This is a genomic window from Phocaeicola barnesiae DSM 18169 = JCM 13652, from assembly GCF_000374585.1.
Taxonomy (GTDB): Bacteria; Bacteroidota; Bacteroidia; order Bacteroidales; family Bacteroidaceae; genus Phocaeicola; species Phocaeicola barnesiae.
Map to the genome: position 1 here is coordinate 55,711 of NZ_KB894645.1, position 18,903 is coordinate 74,613.

Genomic DNA, 18,903 nt, shown 5'->3' on the forward strand with positions numbered 1-18,903 from the left:
TCTTACTTTACACTGTTAAGTTTAGCCAATCGAGTCTCTATCATTTGGGCAATGTCATCGTCTGCCTGATAGTTCTGCTGCAAAGAAAGCAGGTACTGCTTGGCATCCAATTTACGTCCCATCTTCACATACACATCCGACAACAGTACGAAGCTTCTGGCCAACCAATAAGCATGAGGTGTACTTACTTCGATGTAATCAAGCACCTCCTGTTCTGCCTTCGCAGTCTGCCCCTGGTCGAAATAAATCTGGGCCACCTGATATTTCGCTTCGGCTCCATAGACGGTACGCGTATCTTTAGCCAATACAATGAAATCATTCAGTGCTTCGGCAGTCTTTCCGCTTTCCATGAAAGCTTTCGCACGATAATAATAGGCTTCGTTGGCCAGTTCAGGAGTCAGCTTGCTTTGAGCCAGCAACGTAGAAGCCGTTCCGATAATCTCAGCCTGATTCTTTGCCATGTATGCGCTCCGCAATGCCCCGGTAGCGGCCTGGTTACGTACTTCGGGGGTAGCAGCCTGGTCCGTCAACCGTTTGTATAACCCCAAAGCCTTGTTATAATCCTTGGCATTATAAGCCATCTCGGCCGACAATTCCATCGCTTCTGCCGCAAACTTGCTGCCCGGATAAGAAGCAACCTTATCCAAGTAAGTGCCGGCCTTCGTATAATCCTTCTGGTTGTAGGCTATCAATCCCAGGTAATAGGTAACGTTTACGCTGAAAGCACCCTGCGGGAACGACTGGAGATAACGGGTAAAACTGGAAGCAGCTCCCTCGATGTCACCCCGCATATATGCTTTTTCGGCAGCCACATACGTCAATGAATCCCGTTCGCTGGCATCAAACTGAACCCCTCCCGGCAGATTCGAAGTATAAGCCATGTATTCGTCTACCTTATTCAAATCCACATAAATGGACTTCAAGTCACGCTGGGCCAACTTGGCCTCTTCACTACCCGGATAAGACTGGATAACCTTCTTGTAGGCAGCAATGGCCTGATTGTAATTATCATCCTGGTAATACAGCAGACCGATTTCATTGGCAGCCTTCCGCGAGAGCGGGCTTTCCGGGAAACGTTCCACCAACAGGGAATAACGTTTGATGGCGTTGGCATTGTCTTCCAACTGTACAAAGGCACGGCCCTGTTCATACAAGGCATCATCCACATATTGGGAAGAAGGATAAGTAGAAATCAGCTGATTCAGACTCTGTATCTTTTCCCGGTAATTACGTTGCAACCCCTGGACGAACCCTTTCTGGAAAAGCGAATAGTCGCCCAACGAAGGGTCAACGGAGGAAGCCTGCGCATACTGTGTACCGGCCTCAGCAAAACGGCGGGCATAGAAATGACAGTCTCCCATACGGTTATAAGCATCGGCAACCACCGATTTTTCAGGTATCAGACTACCGCTCTGCACGCAACGGCTGAACCATTTCAAAGCTTCTTCGTATTTCTTCTGCTTGAACGAAGTATATCCCAGATTATACAAAGCCAATGCGTACTCCTGCGTATTCCGGCTGGGAGCGACTCCCAGGTATAGCTTCATATCAGCCTCGGCAGGTACATACTGCTCCAAGCGGAACTTCGATTCTCCCCGCCAATAATAGGCATCGGCCTGCGTGCGCTGGTTATAACTACCCAGCTGTAAAGATTGAGAGAAATAATCGATAGCCTCCCGGAAATCAGCCTGTGCAAAAGACTCGGTACCCAACCGGAAAAGAATCCGCTGTTTGGCCTCCAATATCTGCCGGCTCGGACGTGAAATCTTCGCTATCGACTGTAGGGCAGCCTGATAACTCCGTGTATTCATATAGACCTCTACCAGGTAATCGTTCACCCGGTCGGCATACGGCGAATTGGGATACTCATTCAAAAGCCGTTCGAAGACCGTCACCGATTCGGCAAACGGAGAATAAGAGGTTTCGTGGATACAAAGCGCATAGTTATAAAGAGCCTGCTCCTTCGCTCTCGGATCGAAATTCGTTGTAGCCGCCTGTTCGAAAGCCATGCGTGCCCGGCTCCGGTCGCGCAACTGAAGATAAGACAAGCCCATGTGCAGATAGGCATTCTGCGACATGGCATCCTGTGGTCCGGCAGCCTCGCCCAGACGAAGTGCAGCCTTGGAATAGACTCCGGTATTGAAGTAACTCATACCCAAGCGATACATGGCGTTCCGTGCCGGAAAATCCACGGCATCGTGATAAGCCTCGAGCAAAGGAATGGCGGCGGCATAATCCTTCAGTCCGTAATGAGCTTCACCGGCGATACGCTGCATCTGTGGCACAAACTCCTGCTGCGGATAAGCCTGCAGATACGCGTCGGCCAACTGGAGAGCCTGCCGGTAATTGTTGTGGATAAGCTGGATATCTGCCAGATAATACGGAGCCAATGCCGCATATTCCGGCTGGTCCTTCACGGCAGAGAACCCTTCCCATGCCTGGTCATAGCGTTGTTTCACATAGTCAATGTAAGCCAGGTTGTAACGGGCATCGGCCGCATACTTGCTGCTGGCAGCCCGAATGACCGAGAACCAGATATAGGCTTCGTCCAAGTCATTCATCTTCAGGTACGAAGTTCCCAGACGCAACGCACATTCATCGCGCTCGGTATCGCCCAACAAATCGATGTTGACCTGCTGATACGCCCGGAGCGCAGCTTCATAGTTTCCTTCGAAAAAGTAAGCGGAACCTATCAAAGCCTGCACCCGGTTCCTGTAACGGGATTCCGGATAGGCTTCCAGGTACATCTGCAACTGCCGGAGCGCATCCGGCAACTGCAGCTCGTACGCCGTACATGCCAGCATATAATCCACCTCCTCGTGGGAAACACCACGGTCCTTATCCTGCAGATAACGCTCCAAAGTCTGCCGTGCCGCCGCATAATCATGACGTTCGAACAAGACTTTTCCATCTTCGAACAGACGTTGCGGACCCGTCAGCGGTTCGGTCTGTTGTGCGGCCATCGCCAACGGAAAAGCACAAAGCAGCCCCGCAATCCATTTTTGTCTATTATTCTTCATACAACTTTTTATTCCTGATTTTAATGTTTTCATTATGCTTTCCGGTGAGCAGCCAGAAACCTTCTGACTCCCTCGCGTACAGAATCCAGTCCGAACGCTTCCGGATTTACCTGTTCCAACGGTTGCCAACCTGTTTCCGCCACATCATCCATAGCCAGCAGACGGTCGTCTTCCGCCACCGTACAGCGAAAGAACAGGTCGAGTGTATGCACCAGGAAGCCCGAATACAGGTAGGTATTCGGCAACGAAAAGAGATAACGGGCTTCGGTCACTGCCAGACCAGTCTCTTCTTTCACCTCACGGGCTACCCCCTCCTCACCAGTCTCATGCATATCGATAAATCCACCCGGCAAATCCAACGTTCCTTTGGCAGGTTCCTTTCCACGCCGGCATACCAGCAGTTCGTTCCTGTGGTTCAGGATAAAAGCTACCGTAGCTGCACTGGAATTGAAATAATAAGTAAATCCGCAATCGGCACAATGCTTGGATTTCTCATTGTGGATTTCGAAATGCGAGGACCCGCACTTCGGACAATATTTGAAGAGTTCTAAAGGGTGCATATACTTCCAATTTAATGATACTGTGCAAAGATAATTGAATTGATGATAGGAATCAGTCAAATAATTGTATTTTTGTTGCCCCAAACCCTAGAAACATTAAAGCATTATGTTGGAACGTGACTATATCAAACGTCTCATCCGTCAGTTCTTCGATGCACTCGAAAAACTGATTGAAAAGAAAGAATACCTTCCCCAGGAGAATATCCAGCTGGAATTCGAAGGCATGTACCGTACCTACTTCCTCGAGTCGAAAGAATTCTTCTGCACACAAGACAAGGAATACCTGCTGATGTATCTCTGCCAAACCTTCGAGAGACACGAACTGCTGGACCGGGTAGAAATCCTTGCGGAACTGCTGTACCAGGATGCGCTCATCCAGTCCTCGGACGACGAACAGAAGAACCTGCTGGAGAAAAGCCTGTACCTGTTGGAATACCTTGACCAGCATAGCGATACCTTTTCATTCGAACGGAAAGGTAAAATAGCCGGAATCAAGAAAATGATAGGTTGAAAAGAGAAATATACGACCTTTTTATTTAAAAAAATGTGATTTCTGCGACAAAAGTGTGTCAGCTAAAAAACTTTTCCTATATTTGCTTACAAAATGATATAACAAGATGCATAACTATGGAAAAAATTGATAATCTTGACAAGCAGATTCTGGAAATCATTTCCCAGAATGCACGTATTCCGTTCAAAGATGTCGCTGCAGAATGCGGTGTCTCACGTGCTGCCATCCATCAGCGTGTACAGCGCCTGATTGACTTGGGTGTCATCATCGGTTCAGGCTATCACGTCAATCCGAAGAGTCTGGGTTACAGCACCTGCACCTATGTAGGAATCAAACTGGAAAAAGGTTCCATGTACAAAAGTGTAGTAGAACAGCTGGAGAAGATTCCCGAAATCGTGGAATGCCACTTTACCACCGGTCCGTACACCATGCTGACCAAACTTTACTGTACAGACAACGAACACTTGATGGAACTGTTGAACTCCCGCATCCAGGAGATTCCGGGTGTAACGGCCACAGAAACATTGATTTCTCTGGAACAGAGCATCAAGAAAGAAATTCCTATCCGCAAAGACGGTAAATAATGGATTGGCTGAACACCTACCACATCGGCGGGATTGTCATCGGCATCTGCACTTTCCTGATTATCGGTCTGTTTCACCCGGTAGTGGTGAAAGCCGAATATTATTGGGGAACACGCTGCTGGTGGATTTTCCTGGTTCTGGGAATCCTGGGCATTGCCGGTTCCGTGTGGATAGAAGACATACTCATTTCATCGCTGTTGGGTGTCTTTTCGTTTTCCTCGTTCTGGACCATCAAGGAACTGTTCGAGCAACGTGAACGAGTCTTGAAAGGATGGTTCCCGATGAACCCCAAACGGAAAGCCGAATACGAACAGCATCAATCTTAACCCATCATAACATTCCCTTCCGGATGCGTTCATCCGGAAGGGAATGTTGTTTTCAAGGAATATCCACCCCTGCCTCGGGCAAACATGAAAGCCCCCGTTCATGAAATCTGATCCGTACCAAACCCATCGAGCAGGTCTCTCAATTTCTTTTCAAGTACCTCGGGCTGGTAAGTCTGCAAAGGAATCTTGCCTGTCAAGGCACCGATAGCATTCATCGCCAGCGCTGTCATCTCGTCCTCACCGGGAATCACCACAATCTCCGACAAGGAACCTACCCACTCGTGCAACGCATCTATACAGCATTTGTTATAAGCGATTCCACCGGTTACGATAAGAGCATCCGCATGACAATGCAATGCCACATACATGGCTCCCACCTGTTTCGCAACGGTATACATCATCGCATCCAGCAGCAGTGTATGCTTCCGGCTCCCTTCCTGGGCCAAGCGGATGACTTCCGGCACATCGGTAGTACCCAGATAAGCCATCAGCCCTCCTTTCCCGTTAATCAGTTTCTTGAGTTCCGCATGCGTATATTTACCACTGAAGCATAAGTCTACCAGCTGCCGGGCAGGCAAGGTTCCCGCACGCTCGGGGCTGAAAGGCCCTTCACCATTCAAGGCGTTGTTTACATCAATCACCTTACCCCGATGATGGGCACTGACCGAAATACCGCCACCCAAATGCACGACAATCAAATCCAGCTCCTCGTAGTCACGACCGATACTTGCCGCATACTTCCGCGATACGGCCCGACTGTTCAAGGCATGGAAAATCGAGATACGGGGTAACTCCGGAATACCGCTGATACGGGCAATATCACACAGTTCATCGGTTACTACCGGGTCGGCCAGGAAAGCCGGACATCCTATCTGCTGAGCCAGTTCATCGGCTATCAGTCCTCCCAAGTTGGAAGCATGTTCCATATTGGCATGCCACAGGTCCTGCTTCATGTGCTCGTTAATCCGATAGACCCCTCCGGGTATCGGACGCAACAAACCTCCACGGGATATCACCGCATCGAAGTGCAAGGGGATGCCGGCCTGGTTCAAGGCCTCCAGTACATGGCATTTCCGGTATTCATACTGTTCATTGATATGCTGAAAAGGGGCCAGCTCAGCCGCCGGATGAGAAACGTTCTGTTTCCAAACGAGTAAATCATCTTCGAATACCGCCAACTTGGTGGAGGTAGAGCCCGGATTAATGACTAGAATTTTCATGGTATCAATCGTTTTGGTTCCCTGCCAGACAAGCGAGCACCAGGCTGTAATACTTCGAGTTCCCTGAATCACTGCGCGATGGTACGACAACCGGCGCAAGGGTTCCCGTCAGCATACCAGCTATATCGGCGTCACCGAACAAGGAGAGTGTCTTATAAAATGTATTTCCAGCTTCAATGTTCGGAAAGACCAAGATATCGGCATTCCCGACAACCGGCGAAGAAAGCCCTTTGATTTCTCCGCTATGGGCATCACAGGCTGTCTTGGCATCCATCGGTCCGTCCATAAAGACCGGGCCGAACATACCTTGCGAAGCCTCTTCCTTCAACTGCACATAACTCAACGTATGCGGAAACTTCTCGTTCACCTTCTCCGAACAGTGCAACAAAGCGACACGCGGTTCTTCATGTCCCAGTTTCCGGCATAAGGCAAGATCATGCTGGATAAAAGCCCGGAACTGCTCCAGTGTAGGACGGGGAATCACCGCCGCGTCCGAGAAGAACAGCAATTTATGATAAAGAGGAACCCTGGCCACCGCCACATGACTCAATACACCTCCGCGCGGAAGCAGTCCCTGCTCCTTATGAAGCACGGCCCGCAGCAGGTTATCCGTATTGATCAGTCCCTTCATCAGGATATCGGCTTCGCCTGTCCGCACCAGATGGACGGCCAGCATAGCAGCCTCATCGGGAGTTCCGGCGGTATAGATATGGACGAAATTGGGAGAAGCTGAACGCAAGTGCCAGGCTACCTCCAGGTGTTCATCATCCGTCACCAGCAGAAATTCTGCGATTTCTTCCCGAAGTGCCCGGATAATAACATATTCAGTATGCGGGTCGTTGGGACAGACCACCGCTACCCGCCGGCGTATTGAGCGGGAACGCAGAATCTGTACCATCTGTGAGAGTGAACGAATCGGTTCCATAAGAGTTATCAGTTAAACAAATGTATCCGAAACTGCCACAGTCTGAAAAACGAACGGACGTTTTTCTCCCCCAACAGGCAAACGGGAGATTACAGACAGTTTCTAAACAAATATGGGAAATAAATCTGATTAAATCCCTATATTTGCTCCGTTTCTCAGAAAGATTAACGTATGAAAACATCTCAGACATTCGATATAGAAGCCGATTACCGGGAACTGCACAGCCGTTTCCCGAACCGGCACGAACAACCGGTCATCGGTATCACCGGAAACTTCAGCGACGGCAACCTGATGCTTGCCCCGGGTTACTATACATCTATCCTGCAGGCAGGTGCCATTCCGTTTGTCATCCCCCCTTTCGATGATACAGAGACACTGGTCAACCTGCTGGACGAAGTAGACGGAATCCTGCTGACAGGCGGAGCCGATATCAATCCGCTGTTCCTGAACGAAGAGCCCATCAAGGAACTTCATAACATCAATCCCTACCGCGACCGGCAGGAACTGCTGCTGACCAGACTGGCAGCCAACCGACAGATTCCGATACTGGGTATCTGCCGCGGCATCCAGGTGATGAACGCTGCACTGGGAGGTACCCTGTATCAGGACATCGATGTCCAACAGGAAGGCAAGCGCATCAAGCACAGCCAGGATATGGACCGGGCCTTTGCGTCGCATACGGTAACCATAACGCCAGACAGCCTGTTGGCACGCATCATGAAGGCCGAGAAACTGCCGGTCAACTCTTTCCACCACCAGGCTGTCAAAGAGCCCGCTCCAGGCTTCCGTGTCTCAGCCCTCGCCCCCGACGGCGTCATAGAAGCCATCGAAAGTACCGAGCACAAAGCCATGTTGGGTGTGCAATGGCATCCCGAATGTTTCATCCTGAATCAGGACAAGTGCATGATGCCGCTTTTCGGCTGGCTCATCAAGGAAGCCCGTCTGTTCCGCCAGGCCAAAACCTTGCACCGGCGTATCCTGACACTCGACACACATTGTGACACTCCGATGTTCTTCGGACAGCATATCAACTTCGCCACCCGTGACCCGCATATCAAGGTCGACCTGCACAAGATGACCGAAGGGAAGCAAGACGCTACCATCATGGTAGCTTACCTGCCCCAAAAGGAACGGACCGACGAAGCGCTGCTGGCCGCTACCGCCCAAGCAGACCGTCTGCTGAACGAAATCGAGGAGATGGTAGCCATGAACTGTACAGCCGTAGACATCGCCTATACACCGGCAGACCTCTACCGGCTGAAACAGGATGGCAAGAAAGCCATCATGCTGGGTATCGAGAACGGCTACGCCATCGGGAAAGACATCCGGAACGTAGAGCGTTTCCGCAACCGGGGCGTGGTATACATGACGCTCTGCCACAACGGGAACAACGACATCTGCGGGTCAGCCCGCTACAACGACGCCTGTGAAGGAGTCAGTGAATTCGGAGCCCAGGTCATCCGGGAGATGAACCGGGTAGGAATGATGGTAGACCTCTCCCACGCCGGAGAACAAAGTTTCTACGATACCCTCGCTATCAGCCAGGCACCGGTAGTCTGCTCCCACTCCTCCTGCAAAGCCCTGTGCGACCACCCGCGCAACCTGACCGATGAACAACTGAAAGCCATTGCCCGCCAGGGAGGTGTGGTACAGGTATGCCTCTACGGAGGTTTCCTGCGGAAAGAAGGAACGGCCACCATCTGCGATGCCATCGAACATCTGAACCACATGGTCAACCTGATAGGCATCGAGCATGTAGGCATCGGAACGGATTTCGACGGCGACGGAGGCATCATCGGCTGCAACGACTCATCCGAACTGATTAACTTCACCCGCCACCTGTTGTTGGAACGATACGATGAAAACGCCATCAGACTCATCTGGGGAGGCAATTTCCTGCGTGTCATGGAAGAAGTACAGCAATACGGAAACCGCTGAGACAAAAGACTTCCGCTTCCGATGTGCAGGCCCCAAAGGAGCACAGAGAGCGGAAGTTTTTTTATGTCCGTCCGTATCGGCTATTTCTACGAATTGATTACCTTTGCAGCCGAAGCTTTTTAAATTTCTACGTATGAAACTATTCAGAAATACATTCGCCGTTACTGCATTCCTGGCAGGAACTGCCCTGTTATCCTGCGGAAGCAGTCCGAAGAATCAGACACAGGCTGAAGAAACAACTGCTGAGACCTCCGAAGTGCAGGTTCCTGCCTTCAATGCGGACAGTGCTTTCGCCTATGTCAAGGCCCAGACAGATTTCGGCCCACGTGTACCGAATACAGCCGCTCACCGTGCCTGCGGAGACTACCTGGCCGGACAACTGGAAAAATTCGGTGCTAAAGTATACAACCAACAGACTGATTTGATGGCTTACGACGGCACCTTGCTGAAAGCCCGGAACATCATCGGCGCCTATAATCCGGACAGCAAGAAACGGGTGATGCTTTGTGCGCACTGGGACTGCCGCCCTTATGCCGACCAGGATGAGGCCGCTAACCACAAGAAACCGATAGACGGAGCCAATGACGGAGCCAGCGGTGTAGGTGTATTGCTGGAAATTGCCCGCCAACTGCAGCAACAGGCTCCTACCATCGGAGTAGACATCATCTTCTTCGATGCGGAAGACTACGGTACTCCCGATTTCTACGAAGGCCAGCACAAACCGGACACCTGGTGCCTGGGCTCCCAATACTGGGGACGTATCCCGCATGTACCCGACTACAAGGCCCGTTTCGGTATCCTGTTGGATATGGTGGGAGGCAAGAATGCTACCTTCATGTATGAGGGATATTCCAAACGTACCGCCAACAATGCCATGAAGAAAATTTGGAACATGGCCGAGAAATTGGGATACGGCAACTATTTCATCAAGAAAGATGGAGGCGAAGTGACCGATGACCATATCTATGTAAACCTGTTCCGGCAGATACCTTGCGTAGACATCATCCATTACGACATGCAGAGCGATACCGGATTCAATCCTACCTGGCATACCCTGGACGACACGATTGACAACATCGACAAGGGTACCCTGCAGGCAGTGGGACAAACGGTCATGGGAGTCATCTACAACGAAAAATAATTCAAGGAGTCATATATAACATGAAAACAATCAATGAACTGCAAGACGAAGTCATCGAGGAATTCGAAGACTTCAGCGACTGGATGGACAAGTACCAACTGCTGATAGATTTGGGAAATGAACAGGAACCTCTCGACCCGCAATACAAGACTGAACAGAACCTGATAGACGGATGCCAAAGCCGCGTATGGCTACAGGCAGATTTGGACAACGAGGGGAAAGTGGTTTTTCAGGCAGAAAGTGATGCCCTGATAGTAAAAGGAATCATTTCCCTGTTGATAAAAGTAGTATCCGGTCATACTCCCGATGAGATTCTGAATTCAGACCTCTATTTCATCGAAAAGATTGGATTGAAGGAGCACTTGTCACCGACACGCAGCAACGGACTGCTGGCTATGGTCAAACAGATGCGTATGTATGCCTTGGCCTTCAAAGCCAAACAACAGGAACAGTAATCCGATAAGAAGGTACAGTTACCTCCATCACATTACGGGCCAGCCGGAAAGAATGACTTCTTCCGACTGGCCCGCATCATGCTAATCCGTATAAAATCTCACGCCTTTACACACTTTATCAACACCTTCTGTCCCGCATGTAAGGTCGTAGCAAAAAGATATAATTCTCCCCCCTCTTTCAACTTCAATTTCTTGCGCAGCTCCGCTACCGATGTCGGGAAGTTACGTACTGTCAGATTGGCTTTTTCTACCCCCTGCAAGAACTGCTTCAAATTCTTCTTTCCGAAATCGGTCACATCCAATACGCGGAACCGGCGACCCGGGAAATCCACTTCCTGACGGGAAGTATACAGGTGACTGTTGGCCTGCAGTTTCCGGACTCCATAACGCTCCGACAACAAGCGGTAGGGGCCTGCCTTCAACAGCGAGGCTCCCGGTTCATACAAATAATCTTCCACCTCTTCGGCCCAGGTACATACAGCATTCCTTTCCTCGGAGAGTGTAAAGCTGAAAGGAGTTGTCAACAAGTTATTAACAGCCTGTTCACAAAACATTCTTATCTCATTACCAGATAAATAATCGTTATCTAAAGGCTTTTTCAACAAAGCTATTAACTCTTTACACTCGTTATTAACAGCTACAATGTGAATTTCGCGCAAGTATTTCAACTCACGCAAAGCCGTCCCTAAATCCAACATCGGAGACAATTTGACCCACACACATCGCCCTTTCTCTACCAGCAAAGATTCCAAGGCACAGACATCAGGTTCACAAGCCGAGATGGCAACTGTTTTCCCACCATGAATGTCCCTACGCGCAGGGTCCAGAAACAGACAATCCACCGGTTCCATCTGTTGCAGATACGTTACTCCATCGGCCTGACACACCTGGATATGAGACAAGCCCAATAACGGGAAATTATGGCGGGCCAGATCACACAAGATTTCCTGCCGTTCTACATACGTTGCCCTACTGAAGTTCCGGGCCATAAACGAGCAGTCCACCCCCAGGCCAGCGGTCAAATCAGCAAACGATTCTCCACTCACCAGCGAAGCCTTATACCGGGCAGTCACTTCAGACGAACACTGCTCCATCGACAGGTGCTGCGGATACAGAATACCTTCCGTCTGTGCCCACAACGGAATCTTCTTTTCAGCGATCTGCCAACCGGCAATCTGAACTACAGCCTCAGCCATATCCACCTGTGGATACTTACCGGCCTGTAAAGCCAACGCACGCACATCGTCCTGCCGATGTTCCTGTATAAAAGTCTTTGTTTCGGTAGAAATCGGATTCATACATTCATCTATTAAGAATCAATACTTACATCCACTGCCAGTCCGTAATTGTGCAATCCGCCGCCATTGGCAGGATTGGACACATAGTTCTTCCGGGAAGTGCCTGCCACGGTATTCCACATCTGCTGCTGTACCGACATCGGACGGGTAGCATCGTATACACAGAGCGAATAATCCGGATGCAGACGTTTCAAAGCCTGTTGGGCTTTTACCAATGCCCGAGCCGTCTCGGGCAACAGATAAGCCCGATTCAACTCCCGGTAAAGCACTTTCCCGACAAAATTATCAGGGCGGGCATACATCAACCGAACCTGAATGGTAGAATCTAACTGACAGACATCCACCAGTCCTTTTTTCTCCAATTGCCGCTCCAACGGAGTCTGTGCCGATAATCCACAGGTCAGCGCCCATGCCAATACCAGAAATCCGAATCTTTTATCCATACCTTTTTATTCTATCCATCCAACGGAAAGACAGCTTCCTCCGGAATCTTCCTCTTCCGATTCACACGGAAGGCAGATACCCGCAAGAAGCTGTCCGCTCAACCGGGAAGCTCCCGGAAATTACTTGCCACCTAACAGAAATTCATCGATGGCCTTTTTCAGTTCCTCTTTCGGAAGGGCTCCCTGAGCCACCTGAGGTTTTCCCTGCTGAGGAATGAACAAGATTGTCGGTATGCTACGAATGCCGAATGCTGCTGCCAATCCCTGTTCTTTATCGGTATCGATTTTATAGATGACAATCTTTCCATCGTATTCCTTGGCCAGTTCTTCCAGAATCGGAGCCACCTGCCGGCAAGGGCCACACCACGTAGCATAAAAATCGACGATGGCCGGCTTATCTCCTGCAAACACCCACTCATCCGGATTCTTCTTATAATCATAGACCTTCTGCAGGAACTCAGCCTCGGTCAGATGGATAACCTTACTTCCCTCAGCCTGAGCAACTTCTACCGATGATTTCGGTGTATGGCTACAGGCTGTCGAAACCGTAAACACGGTCAGCAACAAAAAAAGAATTTTCTTCATGATTCTTTAAAATTAATTGTTGTACAATTTGTTTCCTATGGAAAATTTCTCAAAAGTAAGACTTTGGATGCATCCGACCAAATCTGCCGATGATTTTGATTAAATTATAACATCTATTGACAAAAAATACAGAGAATTCCCCGACACAGCTGATATTCAACCCCATCTTACGGTATGCCATGTGTACACACGACAGCGGGACGGACAAATCCTTGTCCATCCCGCCGATATTTAACTGTCAGTTGATTCGTAAGCTATCAATACTCCTCTTCGTTGAAGAAGAAATCTTCCTTGCTCGGATAATCCGGCCAGATATCTTCTATACTTTCATAGATTTCACCTTCATCCTCCATTTCCTGCAAGTTTTCAATGACTTCCAACGGAGCACCTGAACGCATAGCATAGTCAATCAATTCGTCTTTAGTTGCTGGCCAAGGAGCATCTTCCAGCTTTGAGGCCAATTCCAATGTCCAATACATAGTATCTAATTTTAGAAGTTCTACATTTCGCTATTATGAAGCCACAAAAGTAAAACAAATTATTTCATTTACAACCTTTATCCCAATAAATTTCATCGTGTTGTGTTAAAAGGTTTAACGTTCTGGCTAATATGAACAAATAGTCGGACAAACGGTTTATAAATCGCTTTACTTTTTCATCGATTTCACCTATTCCGTTTTCCTCCAGTGCCAGTATGCGACGCTCAGCCCGCCGACAGACAGTCCGGCAGACATGGCACAGAGAGGCCTCATACGAGCCGCCCGGCAGAATAAATCCGCGCCATGGAGGAAGAACCTCGTCCATCTCATCGATGGCATGCTCCAAACGGAGAATACTTTCCTCACTCACCTGACTCTCCACCCGGAGGTCTACCTGAGTCTGGTCGGTAGCCAAATAGGAGCCGACCGCAAACAGCTTGTGCTGAATGTACTGCAGCATCTCCTTACTGGCCGTATCACTGACGGCGGTAATGAGCACTCCCAACTGGGAGTTCAATTCATCGATGGTGCCATAAGCCTCCAGACGTAGATGGGTCTTCGGCACGCGTACACCTCCTACCAGCGAAGTAGTTCCCTTATCGCCGGTCTTCGTATAGATATGACTTTTCTTCATGATTGCGTAATTATTTAAATAGTGTTTTATAAGAAATTAATGATGCGGTGTTCTTTGGCCCTCCGCTTATCGAAAAACACCAGACCCACATCATATAAATCGAAAGTCACCCCCGTACGTTCATCGGCAACCAGTTCTTTCCACCAACTTTTCTTTGAGGCATCGGCATAAGGAGTACCGATAATGAAACAGGTACCGGTATCAGCCAACGGCAGTAAGGCCTCTACAGCCTCCCGGTAATACGGTGTATTCCCGATATGTACCAGGTCCGGCCGTATTCCTTCCTTTTTCAACCGTTCCAATGTATCGATGGTTCCTTCTGTCAGATAAGTGATATTTTCTTTGGAAGAAAGAATACGCTCTACCGCATCCTCCCGCTTGTCGGCCAAAGTATATACCTGCATCGAAGTACATGCTTCGGACATATAACGGGTACTGATGCCGCTCCCTGTACCTACTTCTATCAACAAAGAAGGTTGAAGATGGTTCACCAGGCGAAAAAGGAACCGGTCTACTTTTTCCCGATAATGCGGCAAAAAAGCTACAACTCTACGTAAGTGATGCAAAGGTCCGTAAGCATAAAACGGCCACTGTTCGTATACAACAGATGTCACCAGAAAGAAGTCGGAAGGAGAATGTACCCCATATCCACACCGATGGCGGAAACGGCGGCACCAGTTCCAACTACGTAAAAGTATATTCACCATTCTTCAAGTGTATTATACAGGTTAATATTGTGCTCAAAAACTGTTTTAAATCCTATAAAACAGAAATGCCCGGTATGTCTGAATCCTATTTGCCCCAGCTAAATGATTCAGAATTAAAATTTAAACAGTTTCTAAAGAACAAAGATAAATCATTCTCTTAAAAAAGGAAACAATCTGACAACAAAAATCCACGACTTTTCATCCGGATTCTCGCCAAAAACAGAAACTTGTCAAAAAGTATTCATGTTCCTCGGATGGATATTACAGGATACTGTACGGAAAGCGAGTTATTCAATACAAAATTTCAGTGATTGATGGAGGAGATTATCCCACCAATCACTATATTTGCTGCAACACATAACAGCAACTTCAACCTATGAAAAACAGAAAGTATCTTACACGCGCCAAGGCATCTTGTAGCATCATCTGCCTGACTCCTATATTATAAGAGAATACCTATATATACTTATACGTTTAACCACACACAAATATGATGAAAATCAACAGACGATTCAAATGGCTAAGCATCCTTGCCTTGCTTTTCTGTACAACATTGCAGGCACAGGAAATGGGGTCAGGCATTGCGTACACCGATTCCCATGTCCGCTTCACCGTCATTTCAGACGGTATGGTACGCATGGAGTATGCCCCCGACGGGAAGTTTGTAGACGAACCTTCGTTCATTGCCGTCAACCGAAGCTATCCCAAGACAGACTTTCAAGTAAAGAAAGGAAAAGACAAAGTCGAGATTATTACCGGTAAGATGAAACTCAGTTATCGGCTCAACAGCGGAAAGTTTACAGCAGACAACCTTTCCATTACATCGACAGACAAGACTTTTCCCTTCACATGGAAACCGGGAATGAAACAGCAGGCCAACCTGAAAGGCACATACCGTACACTGGACGGCATGGACGGCAACCTGCAGACACAGACTTGGGTCCCTGACACGCAGAAAGGAGATACCTTGAAACTGGAAGACGGACTGCTGGCCAAAGACGGATGGACCTTCATCGACGATTCGGAAGGACTGCTCTTCGACAATGACCCGGAATGGAGTTGGGTAAAAGAGCGCCCTGCCAACAACGGACAAGACGGTTACTTCATGGCTTACGGCCACGACTATAAAAAGGCACTGAAAGACTACACACTCCTGGGTGGGAAAATGCCACTCCTTCCCCGTTATGCTTTCGGTTACTGGTGGTCACGCTACTGGGCCTACTCGGACAAGGAACTGCGCGAACTGACGGAAAACTTCCGCTCATACCGTATTCCGGTAGATGTCATGGTCATCGATATGGACTGGCACTATACCGAAGAAGGAAAAGGAGGATGGACCGGATGGACATGGAACAAATACCTGTTCCCCAATCCACAGAAACTGATGAGCTACCTGAAGCAGAACGGCATGAAAGTAACCCTGAACCTTCATCCGGCCGACGGTATCGCTCCCTACGAAGAGAAATATCCGGAGATGATAAAAGATATGGGACCGGACGCCGAAGCCGGCAAAACCATCCCTTGGGTAAGCTCGGACAAGAAACTCATCAAGAGCGTATTCAAGAACATCCTGACTCCGATGGAAAAAGAAGGAGTTGACTTCTGGTGGCTGGACTGGCAACAGAGCCTTTACGACCCTCAAGTGAAGAAACTGACCAACACCTGGTGGCTGAACTATGTCTTCTTCAGCCAGATGGAAAAGTTCGGCGAACATCGCCCGCTACTCTACCATCGGTGGGGAGGTATGGGCAACCACCGTTATCAGGCCGGATTCTCCGGCGATGCCGTAGTATCGTGGAACTCGCTCAACTACCAGCCGTATTTCAGCGCCACCGCTTCGAACGTGCTTTACGGTTACTGGAGCCATGACATAGGCGGACACCTGGGCGACCGCATCGACCCTGAAATGTATGTCCGCTGGATGCAGTTCGGCGCATTCAGCCCCATCATGCGTACGCATTCACAGAAAGGGGCAGCCATGAACAAGGAACCCTGGCAATTCAGTCACGCATACAGCGATATCCTGCGCCAGACCATCCGGACCCGTTACCGGCTGGCACCGTACATCTACACCATGGCCCGCAAAGGATTCGATGACGGTATTTCGCTCTGCCGGCCCTTGTATTACGACTATCCGGAAAACAACGAGGCCTACGGCTTCCGTACCCAGTATATGTTCGGCGACGACCTGCTGATTTGTCCTGCCACATCGCCCATGAAAGACGGATATACCACCGTAAAATTGTGGTTGCCTGAAGGTGAATGGTATGAATGGCACTCCGGATGCCTGTTGACAGGTAATCAAGTAATGGAACGTCGCTTTACCATCGACGAGTACCCTGTTTATGTAAAGGCAGGGGCCATACTGCCGATGTATACCGACGAAGTAATGAACCTGGACAACTGTAACGAGAAAATCATGCTCACCCTCTTCCCCGGCAAAGCCACGACGTCAACGTTTACCTTATACGAAGACAACGGAAACGACAAGAACTATGCCAAGGAATATGCCACTACACAACTGACCGCTACCCGTAGCGGAAACGCAGATGAAATCATCATCGGGAAACGGGAAGGACAGTACAAGGATATGGCAGCCAATCGCTCATTCGGTCTGAAAGTTCTGTCCGCACAAGCCCCACAAGCAATTACCGTGAATGGACAGCCCGTAGACTACAAATACCTCGGTGAAGAGCTGGCAATCTACATCGAACTTCCTTCTGTCCCGAACGGAACAGCACAGACCATCCAAATCCGCTACCCGGAAAACCAGGTAGACCTCGACGGACTGTATGGAAAGGCACGGAGAATCGGCAAAGCCATCGAGAACCTGAAACTGCGCGATGCGGGTATCTGTCTGAAAGAAGACTTAGGCTGTATGGGCAGTTTCGCCGAAGCGGTCTCATACGCTCCCGAAAACCTCCCGACCCTGGCCGGCCAATTCCAGGAAAGCTACAAGAACCTTCCCGAAGTATTAAGGACACAGGGCCTGAAGGAAGCAGATATCCAATGGTTCCTTCAATACATCGACTGGAAATAAGAAATAGACCGGTAACACCGCAGAAACCCGGTCTGCAATAATATCCCAAAGAAACAGCAGGTGAAGAATGCATACTCCACCTGCTGTTTCTTTATCTTTTCACCACCCGTTTTTACAGAAGCACCCGATTCGCTTTCTGCTCACTGAAATGCTTGTTAAGCAATGCAGAGAAAGGTGTATCGAATGTACGCGCCTGCTGCGGACAAACCTTGACACAGGCACAGCAGCGAATGCAACGGTCGGCTATCGTAGCAGTCTCCTCACCCGCTACTATGGCCTGGGTAGGGCACTGCTCTACACAGGTACCACAATGGTCGCATAAATCTTCGTCTACTTTCGGGGTCTGCGGAACGACGGCTCCCCCTTTCAAGGCTGCCTGCACATCCGTCCGGAAACGGAGCATCTCTTCGGTAGCCATCGCCCGGTCGGGCAGGTCTGCGGCATTTACCGTTCCTACAGGCTCCTTATCCAGCTTCAGCCGGATATTCCGGCCGAAAGTTTCAGCCATCTGGATATCCTGTGCATCCGGACGACCGGCAGCTACCGGGTAAGCCTCCACACTGTACGAATGTTCACCGACAAAAGCTCCGGCGGCCACTACCTGAGCCCCTTTTCCGGTAACGAAACTTTCCAACTCGACCAAAGCCTGTTCGTAAGCCCGATTCCCGTAAAGAGCCACCAATACGGCAGGAGCTCCTGCCACCTTAAGACCACTCATCCGTTTCAGAGCCGGTGGAGCCACCTTTCCGCCATATACCGGAACCGCCACTACCAACAACGTCTCGGCAGGTACCTCTATCGGAGTTTCCTCTACCTCATACGTCAAATCCTGTATCCGGATATTTTCATACGAGGTCCCACGTGCAATCGCTTCTCCTATACACCGGGAAGTGCGGGTAGGAGAAAATGTCACCAACAAAACGTTTTTTACATGCATCTCTTGAAATATAATCGGTTAAAGAAACAAATACATCAAGTCCTTATTCTCACAAAGCTAACGATATACAGGCAGACCACAAAATTTCTTTCCGGAAAAT

Annotated in this window: 17 protein-coding genes and 1 pseudogene; 7 read left to right on the forward strand and 11 right to left on the reverse strand. The window is 49.3% G+C overall.

Translation table 11 applies throughout. The features are described from left to right. Positions 1-2 precede the first annotated feature (2 nt). Complete coding sequence (locus tag C510_RS0104115; protein ID WP_018710069.1) at positions 3-3,020, reverse strand: tetratricopeptide repeat protein; 3,018 nt, start codon at positions 3,018-3,020, stop codon at positions 3-5. Positions 3,021-3,052: 32 nt separating this feature from the next. After that, positions 3,053-3,580 (reverse strand): NUDIX domain-containing protein, encoded by a 528-nt coding sequence (locus C510_RS0104120; protein ID WP_018710070.1) that lies wholly within the window; start codon positions 3,578-3,580, stop codon positions 3,053-3,055. A 106-nt stretch (positions 3,581-3,686) separates the two neighbouring features. On the opposite strand from C510_RS0104120, the gene C510_RS0104125 reads away from it, so the two are divergent. From C510_RS0104125 to C510_RS0104135, 3 genes are all read left to right on the forward strand, one after another. Next, the gene (locus C510_RS0104125; protein WP_018710071.1) at positions 3,687-4,091 is read left to right on the forward strand and encodes a hypothetical protein; all 405 of its coding nucleotides are present in this window, start codon (positions 3,687-3,689) and stop codon (positions 4,089-4,091) included. Between the two features lie 116 nt (positions 4,092-4,207). After that, positions 4,208-4,675 carry an Lrp/AsnC family transcriptional regulator gene (locus tag C510_RS0104130; protein WP_018710072.1) on the forward strand — a complete coding sequence of 156 codons (468 nt, stop codon included), beginning with the start codon at positions 4,208-4,210 and terminating at the stop codon, positions 4,673-4,675. Next, positions 4,675-5,001 carry a DUF4491 family protein gene (locus tag C510_RS0104135; protein ID WP_018710073.1) on the forward strand — a complete coding sequence of 109 codons (327 nt, stop codon included), beginning with the start codon at positions 4,675-4,677 and terminating at the stop codon, positions 4,999-5,001. The genes C510_RS0104130 and C510_RS0104135 overlap by 1 nt, the downstream gene beginning before the upstream one ends. Positions 5,002-5,099: 98 nt before the next feature. Here C510_RS0104135 and buk read toward each other — a convergent pair whose 3' ends face one another. Together buk and C510_RS0104145 are read right to left on the reverse strand one after the other, a co-directional pair. Beyond that, positions 5,100-6,221, reverse strand: a complete 1,122-nt coding sequence (gene buk / locus C510_RS0104140; protein WP_018710074.1) for a butyrate kinase — start codon at positions 6,219-6,221, stop codon at positions 5,100-5,102. Positions 6,222-6,225: 4 nt separating this feature from the next. After that, on the reverse strand, positions 6,226-7,146 hold the full coding sequence (locus C510_RS0104145; protein WP_018710075.1) for a phosphate acyltransferase: 921 nt from the start codon (positions 7,144-7,146) through the stop codon (positions 6,226-6,228). A 171-nt stretch (positions 7,147-7,317) separates the two neighbouring features. On the opposite strand from C510_RS0104145, the gene C510_RS0104150 reads away from it, so the two are divergent. The 3 genes from C510_RS0104150 (at position 7,318) to C510_RS0104160 (ending at position 10,680) form a co-directional block, all read left to right on the forward strand. After that, positions 7,318-9,084, forward strand: coding sequence for a gamma-glutamyl-gamma-aminobutyrate hydrolase family protein (locus tag C510_RS0104150; RefSeq protein ID WP_018710076.1), 1,767 nt, complete (start codon positions 7,318-7,320; stop codon positions 9,082-9,084). Between the two features lie 133 nt (positions 9,085-9,217). Beyond that, complete coding sequence (locus C510_RS0104155) at positions 9,218-10,225, forward strand: M20 family metallopeptidase (protein WP_018710077.1); 1,008 nt, start codon at positions 9,218-9,220, stop codon at positions 10,223-10,225. 20 nt (positions 10,226-10,245) lie between these two features. After that, on the forward strand, positions 10,246-10,680 hold the full coding sequence (locus tag C510_RS0104160; RefSeq protein WP_018710078.1) for a SufE family protein: 435 nt from the start codon (positions 10,246-10,248) through the stop codon (positions 10,678-10,680). Between the two features lie 98 nt (positions 10,681-10,778). Here C510_RS0104160 and C510_RS0104165 read toward each other — a convergent pair whose 3' ends face one another. The 6 genes and pseudogenes from C510_RS0104165 to C510_RS0104190 all read right to left on the reverse strand — a co-directional run bounded on the left by C510_RS0104165 (position 10,779) and on the right by C510_RS0104190 (position 14,823). Next, positions 10,779-11,978 carry a THUMP-like domain-containing protein gene (locus tag C510_RS0104165; RefSeq protein WP_018710079.1) on the reverse strand — a complete coding sequence of 400 codons (1,200 nt, stop codon included), beginning with the start codon at positions 11,976-11,978 and terminating at the stop codon, positions 10,779-10,781. 20 nt (positions 11,979-11,998) lie between these two features. Then, positions 11,999-12,421: pseudogene (locus C510_RS16100) on the reverse strand (M15 family metallopeptidase); the annotation flags it as partial. Positions 12,422-12,541: 120 nt separating this feature from the next. Then, on the reverse strand, positions 12,542-13,006 hold the full coding sequence (gene trxA, locus C510_RS0104175) for a thioredoxin (protein WP_018710081.1): 465 nt from the start codon (positions 13,004-13,006) through the stop codon (positions 12,542-12,544). A 257-nt stretch (positions 13,007-13,263) separates the two neighbouring features. Beyond that, positions 13,264-13,485 carry a DUF2795 domain-containing protein gene (locus C510_RS0104180; RefSeq protein ID WP_002558131.1) on the reverse strand — a complete coding sequence of 74 codons (222 nt, stop codon included), beginning with the start codon at positions 13,483-13,485 and terminating at the stop codon, positions 13,264-13,266. A gap of 64 nt (positions 13,486-13,549) precedes the next feature. Further along, positions 13,550-14,119: a cob(I)yrinic acid a,c-diamide adenosyltransferase gene (locus tag C510_RS0104185; protein WP_018710082.1), complete on the reverse strand. Its 570-nt coding sequence runs from the start codon at positions 14,117-14,119 to the stop codon at positions 13,550-13,552. A 26-nt stretch (positions 14,120-14,145) separates the two neighbouring features. After that, on the reverse strand, positions 14,146-14,823 hold the full coding sequence (locus C510_RS0104190) for an O-methyltransferase (protein WP_154651949.1): 678 nt from the start codon (positions 14,821-14,823) through the stop codon (positions 14,146-14,148). A 493-nt stretch (positions 14,824-15,316) separates the two neighbouring features. Here C510_RS0104190 and C510_RS0104195 point away from each other — a divergent pair, with 493 nt between their 5' ends. Beyond that, positions 15,317-17,866, forward strand: coding sequence for a glycoside hydrolase family 31 protein (locus tag C510_RS0104195; protein WP_018710084.1), 2,550 nt, complete (start codon positions 15,317-15,319; stop codon positions 17,864-17,866). Between the two features lie 112 nt (positions 17,867-17,978). Here the strand turns inward: C510_RS0104195 and C510_RS0104200 are convergent, their stop codons facing one another. Further along, on the reverse strand, positions 17,979-18,779 hold the full coding sequence (locus C510_RS0104200; RefSeq protein WP_244870449.1) for a 4Fe-4S binding protein: 801 nt from the start codon (positions 18,777-18,779) through the stop codon (positions 17,979-17,981). Between the last annotated feature and the right edge of the window lie 124 nt (positions 18,780-18,903).